The following is a 15326-nucleotide window of genomic DNA, read 5'->3' as shown; positions in this document are numbered from 1 at the left end:
GCAGCATGAACATCGAACAGATCGCCGTGATCGGCGCCGGCACCATGGGCAACGGCATCGCCCAAGTGTGCGCGCTGGCTGGCTACCAGGTCCTGCTGGTGGACGTTTCCGACGCCGCGCTGGAGCGTGGCGTGGCGACCCTGGGCAAGAACCTCGAGCGCCAGGTCGGCAAGGGCACCATCGACGCTGACAAGGCCGCCGCGGCCAAGGCGCGCATCCGCACCAGCACCGACTACGCCCAGCTGGCCAGCGCGCAACTGGTGATCGAGGCTGCCACCGAGAACCTCGCCCTCAAGCAGCGCATCCTGCAGCAGGTGGCGGCCAACGTCAGCGCCGAGTGCCTGATCGCCACCAACACCTCGTCGCTGTCGGTGACCCAGCTGGCCGCGAGCATCGAGCAGCCGCAGCGCTTCATCGGCGTGCACTTCTTCAACCCGGTGCCGATGATGGCGCTGGTCGAGATCATCCGTGGCCTGCAGACCAGCGACGCGACCTATGCCCAGGCATTGCTGGTGACAGAGCGACTCGGCAAGACCCCGATCACCGCCGGCAACCGCCCGGGCTTCGTGGTCAACCGCATCCTGGTGCCGATGATCAACGAAGCGATCTTCGTGTTCCAGGAAGGCCTGGCCAGCGCCGAGGACATCGACACCGGCATGCGCCTGGGCTGCAACCAGCCGATCGGCCCGCTGGCGCTGGCCGATCTGGTGGGCCTGGACACGCTGCTGGCGATCATGGAGGCCTTCCACGAAGGCTTCAACGACAGCAAGTACCGCCCCGCGCCGCTGCTCAAGGAAATGGTTGCCGCCGGCTACCTGGGGCGCAAGAGCGGCCGCGGCTTCTTCACCTACTAGAGGAACCGCGCCATGGCCCCGGTCACTGCGGCGCTGCGCTGCGCCAATTTCGAGGAGCGGCGCGACCGGGCCATGGCCCTGTTCGCCGAAAAAGGCTTCGGCCAGGTCAGCATGCGTGAGCTGGCGGCGCACGTGGGCTTGACCGCAGGTTCGCTGTACCACCACTTCCCCAGCAAGCAGGACCTTTTGTACGACCTTATCGAGGAGTTGTACGAGGAGCTGCAGGCGACCCTCGACCAAGGCCGCCGGGCGCGGACCCAGGGCAAGCCGGTGCTGGCCTGCCTGATCGCCGCGCATTGGCAGTTGCATGGCGAGCGGCCGTTGCAGTTTCGCCTGGCCGAGCGGGATTTCTGCTGCCTGAGCGAGGACCAGCAGGCACGCCTTGCGGGTTTGCGCGAACGCTACGAAACCGGGCTGCTGCGCCTGATTGCGCCGCAGGCGCGGCTGGCCGGGGAAACCCTGGCGGCCACCGGGCATGTGCTGGCGACGCTGCTTAACCAGTTGCCCGGAATGTTACGCGGCAAGGGCTTGGGTGAAGCCGAGGGGGTTGGGTTGATGGAGGGTCTGGTGGTGGGCGCCATGGAAAGGACGCTTGGGTAGTGTTGTGATCACCCGGTCGACCGCCGTCAAGCCGTCTACAGACTGACCCCCAGCGCCTGGCGTAGCTGCTCGCCACGGGTATCGTCCACCGCGCTGACCAGGGCAAAGTTGTAATCGCCATGGGACCAGTAGCGAGCCTCCAGCTGGCCATCGGTGCGCTGGCCGGTAGGCATACGCTCGAAATGCTCGCCGGGAGAACGCAGGAACAGGCTGATGCGCTGTCCCTGGCGATCCTCGAACACCAGCAACGCCGCTGGCCCCGCCTCGTTGCTCAACAGTCGCGCCCCCACTGGCTGGAAGCCATAGCCCGCCAGGTCCGGCAGGCGGCCGACGCGGTTGAAGTGAGTGCCCAGCCAGGCCTGCAGGCGTGCCGGGTCGCGAGCCTCGATGTCCAGCGTGCTGGCCTCGGCGAACAGCCTGTGGGCCTGCACCGCGTCGGCCATGGGCAGCATGCCGGCGAACAGCGTTACCTGGCGCGCCTGCCAGCCGCCAATCCCGCCCAGGCCTAGCGCCAGCATCAGCACCGCCGCTGCTGCCAGGCGACGCTGCCGGCGCTGGCGCAGGCGGCGACGCAGCGGCGCCAGGTCAAGGTGCGGATCGCTCGGCCGCTCGCCAAAGCCGGCCAGGGCCGCCCGCAGGCGCCGAGCATCGGCACGCCAGGCCTCGATGCGCACGGCCTCCTGCGGATTGGCGGCCAGCCAGGCCTCCACCTCGGCCCGGCGCGCCGGCTCCAGGCGCTCGTCGACATAGGCGTGCAACTCGTGCTCGGTGGGGATCAGGCGTGTCATTTGAGTCTCCGCAGGGCCGGGGGCGCAGGGTTGCCCTCGGTCAGTTCACGCAGGGCGGCACGGGCACGCGACAGGCGCGACATCACGGTGCCGATGGGGATGCCAAGCGTCTCGGCCGCCTCCTTGTAGCTCAAGCCCTCGACACTGACCAGCAACAGCAATGCCCGCTGCTCGGGCGACAAGCGGGCGAAGGCCTGCAGGTCGGCCTGGGCCAGCACGATGCTCTCGATCTCGCCGCCCGCCGGTTCCTCGGCCTGGCCCCGGCCGAACCAGGCCAGCCAGCGCGCGTGCAAGCGCTCGCGGCGCTTGCCGTCGAGGAACAGCCGGTAAAGGATGGTGAACAGCCAAGGCCGCAGGCTGTCGGCATCACGCTGCTGGCCGCGACGGCTCAGGGCGCGCTCGACCGTGGCCTGGACCAGGTCGTCGGCGGTACCGGGCTCGCGGGTCAGCCACAGGGCGAAGCGGCGCAGGCGCTGCAGCAGCTCACGCCATTGTTGGTCGTCCAGGTCGTGCATGTCGGGTTCCGGGGCCCTGCGGGCTGTCAGTGTACAAGGCAGACGCGCGGGCACGGAATCTATTCCCCCGCCGGGAATAAATCGTTTGCCCCTGCGTCGTACCGGTTCATTCCACCTGACCGGACCGTTCCCATGACTACTCCCTTGCACGGCCCCGCCAAGGCCCTGCGCCTGGCCGCCATCGCTGCCACGCTGGCCGCCCTGGGCGCAGGCTTCGCCTACGCCGCCGGCTGGATCGGCGCGCCAAGGCTGACCCCACAGCGCATCATCGACACCTTCGAAGCCCAGGCCGGCCACCACGCCGGCTACCGGAAGAACCATGCCAAGGGCCTGTGTGTCAGCGGTTACTTCCAGGCCAGCGGCCAGGCCACCTCGCTGTCCAGCGCCCGGGTGTTCAGCCAGCAGAAGGTGCCGGTGATCGGCCGCTTCGCCATCGGCGGCGCCAATCCGTTCGCGCCGGACACCGCCATACCAGTGCGCAGCCTGGCGCTGCAGTTGACCAGCGACGACGGCCAGGTCTGGCGCACCGGCATGAACAACCCGCCGGTGCTGGCCGTAAGCACGGTCGAAGGCTTCTATGAACAGGTCCTGGCCGGCGCCCCGGACCCGGCCACCGGCAAACCCGACCCGGCCAGGCTGCAAGCCTTCTTCGCCGCCCACCCGGAGAGTGCGGCGTTTCGCCAGTGGGCGGCCAGCTACAAGCCCAGCGACAGTTTCGCCAACACCGCCTACAACAGCATCAACGCCTTCCGCCTGATCGATGCCAACGGCCAGGCACATCCGGTGCGCTGGGCACTGGAGCCGCAGGCGCCCTACGCCGCCTTGCCCGCCCAGGTCGACGACAAGCAGTTCCTGCAGCACGACCTGCAGCAACGCCTGGCCCAGGGCCCGCTGCGCTGGACCCTGCGCCTGACCCTGGCCGAGCCCGGCGACCCGGTGGATGACCCTGCCCGGCCCTGGCCCGCCGAACGCCGCAGCCTTGATGCCGGCACCCTGGTCGTGGAGCAGGTCGACGGCCCCGAGCAAGGCGCCTGCCGCGACCTGAACTTCGACCCGCTGATCCTGCCCCACGGCATCGAACCCTCCGCCGACCCGATCCTCGCCGCCCGCTCGGCCGCCTATTCAGTGTCGTTCAACCGCCGCAGCCACGAGTCGCTGACCGAAGGAGCCCGCCCATGAGCGCCACAGCCTTTCACCCCCTGGCCCGGCTGCTGCACTGGCTGATGGCCGTGCTGATCCTGGCCATGCTGTTCATCGGCGTGAGCATGGTCGCCGACCTGTCGCCCCGCCACCCTTGGCTGGTCGAGCTGCACAAGGCCACCGGCCTGGCCCTGCTGGTGCTGGTGATCCTGCGCATTGTCCTGCGCCTGAGCCTGGCGCACCCGCCACTGCCTCGCGACCTGCCCGCCCTGCAGCGCCTGGCCGCCGGCGCCTCGCACCTGCTGCTGTATGGGCTGATGCTGGCCATGCCGCTGCTCGGCTGGGCGATGCTATCGGCAGGCGGCTACCCCCGCCCACTGCAATTGCCCGCCATCGCCCCCCACGACCTGCAGCTCTACGCCGTGCTGCGTCAGGCCCATGGCTGGGCCGGCTACCTGCTGTTCGCCACGGTGCTGGTGCATTTGGGCGCAGCCTTGGTGCATGGGCTGGTGCGTCGCGACGGCGTCTTGCGTAGCATGTGGCCAGGCCCGTTGCGTCGCGGTGAGTGAGCACCGCCAGGGCTCGACAAATGTAAATAATAATTACTAACATCGACGCTCATTTCGTCGAACTGCCCTGGACTGCCTTATGAACGTTGCAAAGGACCCTGCCACGCTTGCTCCGGTTAGCAGCCCGCCCAGCACCCTGGACCTGCGCCCGCTGATGCTGGCCAACATGGCCTGCACCATGTCGATGATGGCTTTCGTCGCCCTGATCGGCCCGATCGCCCGCTTGCTGGGCATGGCCACCTGGCAGGCTGGCGCGGCGGTGACCGTGGCCGGCGTGGTCTGGGTGCTGCTGGCCCGGCCCTGGGGGCGCCTGGCCGATCGGCTTGGCCGGCGCCGGGTACTGCTGCTGGGCAGCGGCGGCTTCACCCTGGCCTATTGGGTGCTGTGTCTGTTCATCGACGGCGCGTTGCGCTGGCTGCCGGGCGCGACCCTGGCCTTCTTCGGCCTGATGCTGGCGCGGGGCATGATCGGCGCCTTCTATGCCGCGCTGCCGGTGGGCGGCAACGCGCTGATCGCCGATCACGTCGAGCCGCAGCGCCGGGCGCGGGCCATGGCCTCGCTGGGTGCGGCCAACGCGGTCGGCCTGGTGCTGGGCCCGGCCCTGGCCGCGCTGCTGTCGCGCTACAGCCTGAGCATGCCGTTCTATGTGCTGTCGCTGCTGCCGGCCACGGCGTTCGTCGTGCTGCTGTTCAAGCTCAAGCCACAGCCGTTGGCCCAGCCCCATGCGCCCAACCCGGTGCGACTGTCCGACCCGCGCCTGCGCAGGCCTTTGCTGGTGGCCTTCAGCGCCATGCTGAGCATCACCGTGTCGCAGATCGCCGTCGGTTTCTTCGCCCTCGACCGCCTGCAGCTCGAGGCCGGCGCTGCCGCCCAGGCCGCGGGCATCGCCCTGACCAGCGTGGGCGTGGCGCTGATGCTGGCCCAGGTGTTCCTGCGCCAGTTGGAATGGCCACCTCTGAAGATGATCAAGGTCGGCGCCTGCGTATCCGGGCTCGGTTTCGCCGCCGCGGCCCTGGCCACCAGCGCGCCGTGGCTGTGGGGCGCATTCTTCGTCGCCGCGTTCGGCATGGGCTTCGTGTTCCCGGCCTTCTCGGCCCTGGCGGCCAATGCCATGCACGCCAGCGAACAGGGTGCGACGGCCGGCTCGATCGGCGCCGCCCAAGGCATGGGTGCGGTAATCGGACCGCTGGCCGGTGCCCTGGTCTATGCCCTCGATCCGCGCCTGCCGTTCCTGGCCGTGGGCGCCCTGCTGCTGCTGGTCGGGCTGTGGCCGGCAGCGTCTGACCAGCGCCACTGATGCGCACAGCGCGCAAGCGTGCAGAGTGTGTTTTAATGCCTCGCCCATTATTTTTGACACCTCTGCAAACAAGGCGGCTATGGACACGGGGACACGACTCAAACTGGTGCGTGAACGCAACAACCTCTCCCAACGGGAGCTGGCCCGCCGCAGCGGCCTGACCAACTCGACCATCTCGCAGATCGAGCAGAACCGGGTCAGCCCTTCGGTCAGCTCCCTGAAGAAACTGCTCGAAGGGATCCCCATGTCCCTGGCCGAGTTCTTCAGTTTCGACGAGCCGGTGCGCGAGGAGCGCTATGTGTTCCGTGGCGGCGAACAGCCCGACCTGGGCCGCAACGGCCTGCGCATGCTACTGGTCGGCGCCAGCGTCGAAGGTCGGCAGATGCGCATGCTGCGTGAGCTGTACGCACCGGGCGCCGACTCCGGCGAGCCGATCGTGCATGCCGAAGGCGAGGAATGCGGCCTGGTCACCCGTGGCACCCTGGAACTGTGGGTCGATGGCCAGGTGAGCATTCTCAATGCCGGCGACGGCTACTACATCCCCACCACCCTGCCCCACAGCTTCAAGAACATCGGCCCCGACGAGGCCGAGATCATCAGCGCCAACACCCCGGCGAACTTCTGACCCGAGCATGACCATCGTCGCCAGCCGCGAGGCGTACCAGTGCCTGCGTGATGCCGCCCTTGGCGTCCGCCCGCTGGTGACGGTCGCCCGCCTGGCCGGTGACCAAGTTGAGGTGCTGGTCGAAGGATGGCGCCTGACCCTGGTACTGGATAGCGAGGGGCTGACCCACTGCAGCCACTGCCAGTGCCCGGATGGGCGGCTGGGCTCGCTGGACGACTGGCACCGCTACGGCACCAATCCGGTCGATCACCTGAGCCTTTGGGAACGCACGCAGATAGAGCGACTGCTTTCAGTCATGCCTGCCTGACCAAGGCCTGCTCGACGAAATCCAGGCGGTCCTGGCCGAAGAACATCTGCCCGTCGACAAAGCACGTCGGCGCACCGAACAAACCGCGCTCGACCGCCTCCTCGGTGGCTTTGCGCAAGGCGTCCTTGACCTCGGGCCGGGCGGCCAGTTCATGGAACATCTCGGCCTCGAAGCCGCCGGCGGCCAGGGTTTCATCCAGTACCGCGGGATCTGCCAGATTGCGCCCGTGCACGAACAGCCCTTCGAACAATACCTTCAACAGCGCCTCGAAACGCTCTTCGGCAAACAACTGGACGCCGATCAGCCCGCGCATCAGGTTCAGGGTGTTGACCGGGAACCCCGGCGGCAGGGTCAGCGGCACGCCATAGCGATCGGCATAGCGCTTGAGGTCGATGCGCATATAGCGCCCCTTGGCCGGCACCAATACCGGCGAGGCATTGCCGGTGGCCTGGAACACCCCACCCAATAGAATCGGCTTGTACACCAACCGCGCCCCATGGCGCGCGCACAGCGCGGGTAGCTGGGTGAAAGCCAGGTAGGTGGCCGGGCTGCCCAGGTCCAGGAAGAACTCGACGGTCTTGCTCATGATTCAATCCTTGTATGAGGGTGGGATTTACCAGCGCTCCATCCACGGGCGCAGGTCCAGCTCAAAGGTCCAGGCATCACGCGGTTGCGCATGCAGGAACCAGTAACTGTCGGCGATGTGCGCAGGATCGAGGATGCCGTCCTGGTCCTTGAGCGCGTAGCGTTCAGGGAAGCTGTCGCGGATGAAGGCGGTGTCGATGGCACCATCGACCACCACGTGGCCGACATGGATGTTCCGTGTACCCAGTTCCCGCGCCATGCTCTGGGCCAGGGCGCGCAGGCCATGCTTGGCGCCGGCGAAGGCGGCGAAACCGGCCGCGCCACGGGTGCCAGCGGTGGCACCGGTGAAGAGGATGGTGCCGCGCTCTCGGGTGACCATGCGCCGGGCGACCGCCTGGGCAGTGAGAAAGCCGGCGAAGCAGGCCATTTCCCAGATCTTGAAGTACTTGCGCGGGGTTTCCTCGAGGATGCTGCACGGCACATTGGCACCGATGTTGAAGACGAACGCCTCGATCGGGCCGATATCGCGCTCGATGGTCTCCACCAGCTCGGCGACTTCCTCTTCCTTGCGCGCATCCGAGCCAAAGCCATGGGCCTGGCCGCCCTCGGCGCGAATTTCGGCGAGCAGCGGCTGCAGCTTCTGTGCCTCGCGCCGGGTCACGCAGGCGATGTAGCCCTCGCGGGCGAAACGCTTGGCAATCTCGCCGCCGGTGGCATCACCCGCCCCGATCACCAGCACGACTTTTTGTTGTTCTGCCATGGACCGCTCAATTGATGAATGATCGTTTAGTAAACGAACGCTATGCTACGATCAGCTCATCGTCAAGCCCACACCACGAGGTTGCGCGCATGCGCTATGCCACCGACCACAAGCAACAGACCCGTGAAAAACTGCTCTCCAGCAGCGGCGCCCTGGCCAAGCGCGGCGGTTTCGCCGCCACTGGCGTGGCCGGGCTGATGAAGGCCATCGGCCTGACCGGCGGCGCCTTCTACAACCACTTCCCGTCCAAGGATGACCTGTTCAGCGAGATCGTCCGCCGTGAACTGGCCAACAGCCCGCTGGCGCGCCTGGTCGAACGTGGCACCGACCGTGCGCGGCTCAAGCGCCTGCTCGACCAGTACCTGAGCCTGGCGCACCTGCACAATGCCGAAGGCGGCTGCCCGTTGCCGCCACTGGGGGTGGAGATCGCCCGCGCCGAACGGCCGGTGCGCGAACAGGCCGAACACTGGCTGCTGGAGTTGCACCAGGCCTGGAGCGAAACCCTGGATGACCCCGACCTGGCATGGGCCTTGCTCAGCCAGTGTGTCGGCGCGCTGGTGGTGGGGCGCATGCTGGCCAGCGAACCGGTGCAGGCACAGGTGCTGGACGCCAGCCGCAAGCTGGTCGAGCAGGTCTTCGATGAGGTTCGCTAGCACGCTGCTGGGGTTGCTGATGACCCTGCCCGCCTTCGCCCAGGACAGCTGTCCGGTCGGGCAGTACCAGGTCTGCCTTGTGGTGTGCTTCTGCGCGCCCATCGACCCCAACCAAGGAGGCCAGGTGCTGCAGGATGTCGAGCGCATGGCCACCGGCAGCCTGGTGTTCGCCCTGCGCCAGGCCCGCGAGGAAGCCACCGCCAATGGCACGCAGCCGATTCCCCTGCATATCCGCGCACAGCTCGAACCCTGGTACGACTTCGCCGTGCTCGACGCGGCACGTTACCGGGTCGGCAACGAACAGCAGATCAGCGCCGCCAACGCTCTACTGCAGAACCCGGACGTCAACGCCGTGACCCTGATCGACACGGTCATCTTCCGCCGCCCCGCCGATGCCGAGGACAACGTGGCGTTGTGGGCCCATGAGCTCAAGCACGTGCAGCAGTATCAGGAGCTGGGCGTCGAGGGCTTCGCCCAGCAATACACCCGTGACTACCAGGCGCTGGAGGGCCCCGCCTACGAGATCGAGGCCAAGGTGGCCAAGGCATTGCGTGAAAAAGCCGCTGGCGGGCCGCGCTGACTGCGCAATCCTGATGGGTGCCCATGCGTCATGATTGATGATGGCACCCGACATATCATTGCCCGTGATAATAACCTTCGCTCCATTTGATTCGTGCGTCACGCGCAAGACACTCAAACTCCGCCCACTACTAATATCTCGGCGGAGTTCTCCATGGATCACTCACTCAAACCCCTGCGCTTCCCCCTCGCTGCCCTGGCAGTGGTGGTGCTCAGCGCTTGCGGTCGCACCCCCGACGCCGTGCAGGCTCCCGCCGCGCCCAAAGTTAGCGTAGCCAAGGTGATCGAACAGCCGATCAACGAATGGGACGAGTTCACCGGCCGCCTCGAAGCACCGGAAACCGTCGAGGTACGCCCACGGGTGTCCGGCCAGGTCGACCTGGTGGCCTTCACCGAAGGCGCCCAGGTGAAGAAAGGCGACCTGCTGTTCCAGATCGACCCACGCCCGTTCCAGGCTGAAGTCCGCCGCCTCGAAGCCCAGCTGCAACAAGCCAAGGCTACCGCCATCCGCAGCGCCAACGAAGCCCGCCGTGGCGAGCGCCTGCGTGACAGCAACGCGATCTCCGCGGAACTGGCCGAGTCGCGCACCAGCGCTGCCGCCGAAGCCCGCGCCGGGGTCGACGCAATCCAGGCCCAGCTCGACCTGGCCCGCCTGAACCTGAGCTTCACCCGCGTCACCGCGCCGATCAGCGGCCGGGTCAGCCGCGCCCAGTTCACCGCCGGCAACATCGTCACGGCCGACGTCACCCCGCTGACCAGCGTGGTCTCCACCGACAAGGTCTACGCCTACTTCGATGCCGACGAGCGCGTGTACCTCAAGTACAGCCAGCTGGCCCGCGACGGCCAGCGCGGCCAGAGCACCCCGGTGTACCTGGGCCTGACCAACGAGACCGGCAACCCACACCTGGGCCAGATGAACTTCGTCGACAACCAGGTCAACCCGCGCACCGGCACCATCCGTGGCCGCGCCGTGTTCGACAACCGTGACGGCCAGTTCACCCCCGGCCTGTACGCGCGCCTGAAGCTGGTCGGCAGCGCCCAGTACGACGCCGTGCTGATCAACGACGAAGCGGTCGGCACCGACCTGGGCAAGAAGTTCGTGCTGGTCATGGACAAGGACAACAAGGCCGCCTACCGCGCCGTGGAACTGGGGCCCAAGCTCGAAGGCCTGCGTATTGTGCGCAGCGGCCTGGGCAAGGACGACCGCATCGTGGTCAAGGGCCTGCAGCGCGTGCGCCCTGGCTCGCCGGTCACCCCGGAGGAAACGCCGATGGCCAGTGAGCAGACCCTCGCCGCCCTCGCCCAGCAGCGTCAGGCCCTGGAAGCCAGCAACCCGGCACCGAAGGTTGCCGGCGCCAATGTCAAAGTCGCCAGCGCCCAAGCGCCGCGCGGTTAAGGGACAACACCGATGAACTTTTCGAAATTCTTCATTACCCGGCCGATCTTCGCCGCGGTACTGTCGCTGGTGCTGCTGATCGCGGGTTCGATCTCGCTGTTCCAGCTGCCGATCAGCGAATACCCCGAAGTGGTACCGCCCACCGTGGTGGTGCGCGCCAACTTCCCCGGCGCCAACCCCAAGGTGATCGGCGAGACCGTCGCCGCGCCGCTTGAGCAAGCCATCACCGGTGTCGAGAACATGCTGTACATGTCCTCGCAGTCCACCGCCGACGGCAAGCTGACCCTGACCATCACCTTCGCCCTGGGCACCGACCTGGACAACGCCCAGGTGCAGGTGCAGAACCGCGTCACCCGCACCCAGCCCAAGCTGCCGGAAGAAGTGACCCGTATCGGCATCACCGTCGACAAGGCCTCGCCCGACCTGACCATGGTCGTGCACCTGACCTCGCCGGACAACCGCTACGACATGCTCTACCTGTCCAACTACGCCATCCTCAACATCAAGGATGAGCTGGCGCGCCTGGGCGGCGTGGGCGACGTGCAGCTGTTCGGCATGGGCGACTACTCGCTGCGCGTGTGGCTCGACCCGAACAAGACCGCCTCGCGCAACCTGACTGCCAGCGACGTGGTGGCCGCCATTCGCGAGCAGAACCGCCAGGTCGCCGCCGGCCAGCTCGGCGCCCCGCCCGCCCCCGGTTCGACCAGCTTCCAGCTGTCGATCAACACCCAGGGCCGCCTGGTCAACGAGGAAGAGTTCGAGAACATCATCATCCGTGCTGGCGCCAACGGCGAGATCACCCGCCTGAAGGACATCGCCCGGGTCGAACTCGGCTCCAGCCAGTACGCCCTGCGCTCGCTGCTGAACAACCAGCCGGCGGTGGCCATCCCGATCTTCCAGCGCCCGGGCTCCAACGCCATCGAGATCTCCGACGAAGTGCGGGCGAAGATGGCCGAGCTGAAGAAGGACTTCCCCGAAGGCATGGACTACAGCATCGTCTATGACCCGACCGTGTTCGTCCGTGGTTCCATCGAGGCGGTGGTGCACACCCTGTTCGAAGCGCTGGTCCTGGTAGTGCTGGTCGTCATCCTGTTCCTGCAGACCTGGCGCGCCTCGATCATCCCGCTGCTGGCCGTGCCGGTGTCGCTGATCGGTACCTTTGCGGTGATGCACCTGTTTGGTTTCTCGCTCAACGCGCTATCGCTGTTCGGCCTGGTGCTGGCCATCGGTATCGTGGTGGACGACGCCATCGTCGTGGTGGAGAACGTCGAACGCAACATCGGACTGGGCCTGAAACCGCTCGAGGCCACGCAGAAGGCCATGAGCGAAGTGACCGGGCCGATCATCGCCACGGCACTGGTGCTGTGCGCCGTGTTCGTGCCGGCGGCGTTCATCTCGGGCCTTACCGGTCAGTTCTACAAACAGTTCGCCCTGACCATCGCCATCTCCACCGTGATCTCGGCGTTCAACTCGCTGACCCTGTCGCCGGCCCTGGCCGCCGTGCTGCTCAAGGACCACCACGCGCCCAAGGACCGTTTCTCGCGGTTCCTGGAAAAACTGCTGGGCAGCTGGCTGTTCGCCCCGTTCAACCGCTTCTTCGACCGCGCCAGCCATGGCTACGTCGGCGGCGTGCGCCGGGTCATCCGTTCCAGCGGAATTGCACTGTTCGTGTATGCCGGCCTGATGGGCCTGACCTACCTGGGCTTCTCGTCCACCCCGACCGGCTTCGTGCCGTCCCAGGACAAGCAGTACCTGGTGGCCTTCGCCCAATTGCCTGACGCCGCCAGCCTCGACCGCACCGAGGCGGTGATCAAGAAGATGAGCGAGATCGCCCTCAAGCAGCCAGGCGTGGCCGACTCGGTGGCCTTCCCGGGCCTGTCGATCAACGGTTTCACCAACAGCCCGAACAGCGGCATCGTGTTCACCCCGCTCAAGCCGTTCGACGAGCGCAAGGACCCGAGCCAGTCGGCGGCAGCCATCGCCGCCGCGCTGAACGCCCAGTTCGCCGATATCCAGGACGCCTACATCGCGATCTTCCCGCCTCCGCCGGTACAAGGCCTGGGCACCATCGGCGGCTTCCGCCTGCAGATCGAGGACCGCGGCAACCTGGGCTACGAAGCGCTGTACAAGGAAACCCAGAACATCATCGCCAAGAGCCACAACGTGCCGGAACTGGCGGGCCTGTTCACCAGCTACCAGGTCAACGTGCCGCAGGTCGATGCCGCCATCGACCGGGAAAAGGCCAAGACCCATGGCGTGGCGATCAACGACATCTTCGACACCCTGCAGGTCTACCTGGGCTCGCTGTACACCAACGACTTCAACCGCTTTGGCCGTACCTACCAGGTCAACGTCCAGGCCGAGCAGCAGTTCCGCCTCGACGCCGAACAGATCGGCCAGTTGAAGGTGCGCAACAACCTGGGCGAGATGATCCCGCTGGCGACCTTCCTCAAGGTCAGCGACACCTCGGGGCCTGACCGCGTGATGCACTACAACGGCTTCATCACCGCCGAGATCAACGGTGCCGCAGCCCCCGGCTACAGCTCCGGTCAGGCCGAGGCTGCGATCGAGAAGCTGCTCAAGGAGGAACTGCCCAACGGCATGACCTTCGAGTGGACCGACCTGACCTACCAGCAGATCCTCTCGGGCAACACCGCACTGTTCGTGTTCCCACTGTGCGTGCTGCTGGCCTTCCTGGTGCTGGCCGCCCAGTACGAAAGCTGGAGCCTGCCGCTGGCGGTGATCCTGATCGTGCCGATGACCCTGCTGTCGGCCATCACCGGGGTGATCATCTCCGGTGGCGACAACAACATCTTCACCCAGATCGGCCTGATCGTACTGGTGGGCCTGGCGTGCAAGAACGCGATCCTGATCGTCGAGTTCGCCAAGGATGAACAGGCCAAGGGCCTCGATCCGCTGGCTGCGGTACTGGAAGCCTGCCGCCTGCGTCTGCGGCCGATCCTGATGACCTCGATCGCCTTCATCATGGGTGTGGTGCCGCTGGTGTTCTCCTCCGGCGCCGGTGCCGAGATGCGTCACGCCATGGGTGTGGCGGTGTTCTCGGGGATGATCGGGGTGACCGTATTCGGCCTGTTCCTGACCCCGGTGTTCTTCTTCCTGATCCGCCGTTTCGTCGAGCGTCGCCAGGCCCGCAAGGCCGAGCACGCCGTGGCACTGGAGAACCATGCATGAAGTTGCTCAAACCCCTGACCCCGAGCCTGCTGGCACTGGCCCTGGCGGCCTGCGCGGTGGGCCCGGACTACCAGGCCCCGCTGACCGAACCGGCCAAGCTGGACGCCGGCCTTGAAGCCAAAGCCTATGACCGCAGCCGCTTCGAGAGCGTGTGGTGGAAACAGTTCGACGACCCGGTGCTGAACCAGCTGGTGCAGGCATCGCTGGACGGCAACCGCGACCTGCGCGTGGCCTTCGCCCGCCTGAAAGCGGCGCGGTCGATTCGCGAGGACGTGTCCAACGACCAGATCCCCGTGGTCACCAGCCGCGCCAGCAGCGACCTGGGCAAGGGCCAGGTCCCTGGCCAGACCGAGCGCCGGGTCAACAGCGAACGCTATGACCTGGGCCTGGACATGGCCTGGGAGCTTGACCTGTTCGGCCGCATCCAGCGCCAGATCGAGGCCAGCGAAGCCCAGGAAGCGGCGGCCGAGGCCGACCTGCAGCAACTGCAGGTCAGCCTGATCGCCGAGCTGGTCGACGCCTACGGTCAATTGCGCGGCGCGCAACTGCGCGAGCAGATCGCCGTGGCCAACCTGAAGACCCAGCAGCAGTCGCGGGACATCACCGTGACCCTGCGCGACACCGGGGTCGGCAACGAGCTCGACGTGGTGCGCGCTGACGCCCGCCTGGCGGGTGTCGAAGCCACCGTGCCGCAATTGCAGGCCGAACAGGTGCGGGCGAAGAACCGCATCGCCACCCTGCTCGGCCAGCGCCCGGACGCGATGGCCGTGGACCTGTCGCCCAAGGCCCTGCCGGCCATCGCCAAGGCCTTGCCGGTGGGCGACCCCGGCGAGCTGCTGCGCCGCCGCCCCGACATCCGCAGCGCCGAGCGCCAGCTGGCTGCGGCCACGGCCAACGTCGGCGTGGCCACCGCCGACCTGTTCCCGCGGGTCAGCCTCAGTGGTTTCCTCGGCTTCACCGCCGCCCGCGGTTCGCAGATCGGCTCCTCGGCGGCCAATGCCTGGGCGCTGGGCCCCAGCATCACCTGGGCGGCGTTCGACCTGGGCAGCGTGCGCGCCCGCCTGCGCGGCGCCAAGGCCGATGCCGAAGGGGCGCTGGCCAATTACGAACAGCAAGTGCTGCTGGCCCTGGAGGAGTCCTCCAACGCCTTCAGCGACTACGGCAAGCGCCAGCAGCGCCTGCTGGCGCTGATGCGCCAGAGCGACGCCAGCCGCAAGGCGGCGGACCTGGCCTCGGTGCGCTACCGCGAAGGCACGGTGGACTACCTGGTGCTGCTCGACGCCGAGCGCGAGCGCCTGAGCGCCGAAGACGCCCAGGCCCAGGGCGAGGTCGAGCTGTACAGCGGCATCGTCGCGATCTACAAGGCGCTTGGCGGCGGCTGGCAACCCGATGTGGTGGCCAGCTCGCGCTGACCGTCCCCTGATGTGAAGACTCCTTTGGTTGGTTCCTCCCCCAACCGTTTGCCC

At 67.2% G+C, this 15326-nt stretch carries 16 protein-coding genes; 12 read left to right on the top strand and 4 right to left on the bottom strand.

Going from position 1 to position 15326, the window contains the following annotated elements; translation table 11 throughout:
• Window positions 1–5 precede the first annotated feature (5 nt).
• The gene (locus OH705_RS02690) at window positions 6–854 is read left to right on the top strand and encodes a 3-hydroxybutyryl-CoA dehydrogenase (protein WP_038705956.1); all 849 of its coding nucleotides are present in this window, start codon (window positions 6–8) and stop codon (window positions 852–854) included.
• Window positions 855–866: 12 nt separating this feature from the next.
• Window positions 867–1454, top strand: coding sequence for a TetR/AcrR family transcriptional regulator (locus OH705_RS02685; protein WP_094011171.1), 588 nt, complete (start codon window positions 867–869; stop codon window positions 1452–1454).
• A gap of 35 nt (window positions 1455–1489) precedes the next feature.
• Here OH705_RS02685 and OH705_RS02680 read toward each other — a convergent pair whose 3' ends face one another.
• Together OH705_RS02680 and OH705_RS02675 are read right to left on the bottom strand one after the other, a co-directional pair.
• Window positions 1490–2242, bottom strand: a complete 753-nt coding sequence (locus OH705_RS02680; RefSeq protein WP_104443992.1) for an anti-sigma factor family protein — start codon at window positions 2240–2242, stop codon at window positions 1490–1492.
• Window positions 2239–2757: a sigma-70 family RNA polymerase sigma factor gene (locus tag OH705_RS02675; RefSeq protein ID WP_038705954.1), complete on the bottom strand. Its 519-nt coding sequence runs from the start codon at window positions 2755–2757 to the stop codon at window positions 2239–2241. The genes OH705_RS02680 and OH705_RS02675 overlap by 4 nt, the downstream gene beginning before the upstream one ends.
• A gap of 132 nt (window positions 2758–2889) precedes the next feature.
• Between OH705_RS02675 and OH705_RS02670 the strand changes: the two genes are divergently transcribed.
• The 5 genes from OH705_RS02670 (at window position 2890) to OH705_RS02650 (ending at window position 6695) form a co-directional block, all read left to right on the top strand.
• The gene (locus OH705_RS02670; RefSeq protein WP_110605078.1) at window positions 2890–3936 is read left to right on the top strand and encodes a catalase family peroxidase; all 1047 of its coding nucleotides are present in this window, start codon (window positions 2890–2892) and stop codon (window positions 3934–3936) included.
• Entirely contained in the window at window positions 3933–4466 is a 534-nt protein-coding gene (locus tag OH705_RS02665) for a cytochrome b (RefSeq protein ID WP_267300875.1), read from the top strand. Before OH705_RS02670 ends, OH705_RS02665 begins: the two co-directional genes overlap by 4 nt.
• A 79-nt stretch (window positions 4467–4545) precedes the next feature.
• Window positions 4546–5763, top strand: coding sequence for an MFS transporter (locus OH705_RS02660; RefSeq protein WP_263158348.1), 1218 nt, complete (start codon window positions 4546–4548; stop codon window positions 5761–5763).
• A 79-nt stretch (window positions 5764–5842) separates the two neighbouring features.
• Window positions 5843–6388, top strand: a complete 546-nt coding sequence (locus OH705_RS02655; protein ID WP_023631327.1) for a cupin domain-containing protein — start codon at window positions 5843–5845, stop codon at window positions 6386–6388.
• Between the two features lie 7 nt (window positions 6389–6395).
• Window positions 6396–6695: a DUF7693 family protein gene (locus tag OH705_RS02650; protein WP_267300874.1), complete on the top strand. Its 300-nt coding sequence runs from the start codon at window positions 6396–6398 to the stop codon at window positions 6693–6695.
• Here the strand turns inward: OH705_RS02650 and OH705_RS02645 are convergent.
• Together OH705_RS02645 and OH705_RS02640 are read right to left on the bottom strand one after the other, a co-directional pair.
• A complete protein-coding gene (locus tag OH705_RS02645) occupies window positions 6682–7281 on the bottom strand; it encodes a 2-hydroxychromene-2-carboxylate isomerase (RefSeq protein ID WP_104443995.1) in 600 nt (199 codons plus the stop codon). The genes OH705_RS02650 and OH705_RS02645 overlap by 14 nt on opposite strands.
• A gap of 27 nt (window positions 7282–7308) precedes the next feature.
• Window positions 7309–8040 carry an SDR family oxidoreductase gene (locus OH705_RS02640; RefSeq protein WP_267300873.1) on the bottom strand — a complete coding sequence of 244 codons (732 nt, stop codon included), beginning with the start codon at window positions 8038–8040 and terminating at the stop codon, window positions 7309–7311.
• Between the two features lie 89 nt (window positions 8041–8129).
• Between OH705_RS02640 and OH705_RS02635 the strand changes: the two genes are divergently transcribed.
• The 5 genes from OH705_RS02635 (at window position 8130) to OH705_RS02615 (ending at window position 15272) form a co-directional block, all read left to right on the top strand.
• Window positions 8130–8693, top strand: a complete 564-nt coding sequence (locus OH705_RS02635) for a TetR/AcrR family transcriptional regulator (protein ID WP_038705950.1) — start codon at window positions 8130–8132, stop codon at window positions 8691–8693.
• Window positions 8680–9273 (top strand): DUF4157 domain-containing protein, encoded by a 594-nt coding sequence (locus OH705_RS02630; RefSeq protein ID WP_023631952.1) that lies wholly within the window; start codon window positions 8680–8682, stop codon window positions 9271–9273. Before OH705_RS02635 ends, OH705_RS02630 begins: the two co-directional genes overlap by 14 nt.
• Before the next feature lie 153 nt (window positions 9274–9426).
• Entirely contained in the window at window positions 9427–10668 is a 1242-nt protein-coding gene (mexE, locus tag OH705_RS02625) for a multidrug efflux RND transporter periplasmic adaptor subunit MexE (protein ID WP_038705949.1), read from the top strand.
• A 12-nt stretch (window positions 10669–10680) separates the two neighbouring features.
• The gene (locus OH705_RS02620) at window positions 10681–13860 is read left to right on the top strand and encodes an efflux RND transporter permease subunit (protein ID WP_038705948.1); all 3180 of its coding nucleotides are present in this window, start codon (window positions 10681–10683) and stop codon (window positions 13858–13860) included.
• A complete protein-coding gene (locus OH705_RS02615; protein WP_094011162.1) occupies window positions 13857–15272 on the top strand; it encodes an efflux transporter outer membrane subunit in 1416 nt (471 codons plus the stop codon). Before OH705_RS02620 ends, OH705_RS02615 begins: the two co-directional genes overlap by 4 nt.
• Window positions 15273–15326: the final 54 nt, after the last annotated feature.

Source organism: Pseudomonas sp. BJa3 (genome assembly GCF_026343815.1).
In the GTDB taxonomy this organism is placed as follows: domain Bacteria; phylum Pseudomonadota; class Gammaproteobacteria; order Pseudomonadales; family Pseudomonadaceae; genus Aquipseudomonas; species Aquipseudomonas soli.
Note: the sequence above shows the minus strand (reverse complement) of the source record. Positions and strands in the feature narration are given on the sequence as shown.

Coding starts and splice junctions, on each gene's coding strand:
- OH705_RS02690 (WP_038705956.1), top strand. CDS start 6: ATGAACATCGAACAGATCGCCGTGATCGGCGCCGGCACCATGGGCAAC.
- OH705_RS02685 (WP_094011171.1), top strand. CDS start 867: ATGGCCCCGGTCACTGCGGCGCTGCGCTGCGCCAATTTCGAGGAGCGG.
- OH705_RS02680 (WP_104443992.1), bottom strand. CDS start 2,242: ATGACACGCCTGATCCCCACCGAGCACGAGTTGCACGCCTATGTCGAC.
- OH705_RS02675 (WP_038705954.1), bottom strand. CDS start 2,757: ATGCACGACCTGGACGACCAACAATGGCGTGAGCTGCTGCAGCGCCTG.
- OH705_RS02670 (WP_110605078.1), top strand. CDS start 2,890: ATGACTACTCCCTTGCACGGCCCCGCCAAGGCCCTGCGCCTGGCCGCC.
- OH705_RS02665 (WP_267300875.1), top strand. CDS start 3,933: ATGAGCGCCACAGCCTTTCACCCCCTGGCCCGGCTGCTGCACTGGCTG.
- OH705_RS02660 (WP_263158348.1), top strand. CDS start 4,546: ATGAACGTTGCAAAGGACCCTGCCACGCTTGCTCCGGTTAGCAGCCCG.
- OH705_RS02655 (WP_023631327.1), top strand. CDS start 5,843: ATGGACACGGGGACACGACTCAAACTGGTGCGTGAACGCAACAACCTC.
- OH705_RS02650 (WP_267300874.1), top strand. CDS start 6,396: ATGACCATCGTCGCCAGCCGCGAGGCGTACCAGTGCCTGCGTGATGCC.
- OH705_RS02645 (WP_104443995.1), bottom strand. CDS start 7,281: ATGAGCAAGACCGTCGAGTTCTTCCTGGACCTGGGCAGCCCGGCCACC.
- OH705_RS02640 (WP_267300873.1), bottom strand. CDS start 8,040: ATGGCAGAACAACAAAAAGTCGTGCTGGTGATCGGGGCGGGTGATGCC.
- OH705_RS02635 (WP_038705950.1), top strand. CDS start 8,130: ATGCGCTATGCCACCGACCACAAGCAACAGACCCGTGAAAAACTGCTC.
- OH705_RS02630 (WP_023631952.1), top strand. CDS start 8,680: ATGAGGTTCGCTAGCACGCTGCTGGGGTTGCTGATGACCCTGCCCGCC.
- mexE (WP_038705949.1), top strand. CDS start 9,427: ATGGATCACTCACTCAAACCCCTGCGCTTCCCCCTCGCTGCCCTGGCA.
- OH705_RS02620 (WP_038705948.1), top strand. CDS start 10,681: ATGAACTTTTCGAAATTCTTCATTACCCGGCCGATCTTCGCCGCGGTA.
- OH705_RS02615 (WP_094011162.1), top strand. CDS start 13,857: ATGAAGTTGCTCAAACCCCTGACCCCGAGCCTGCTGGCACTGGCCCTG.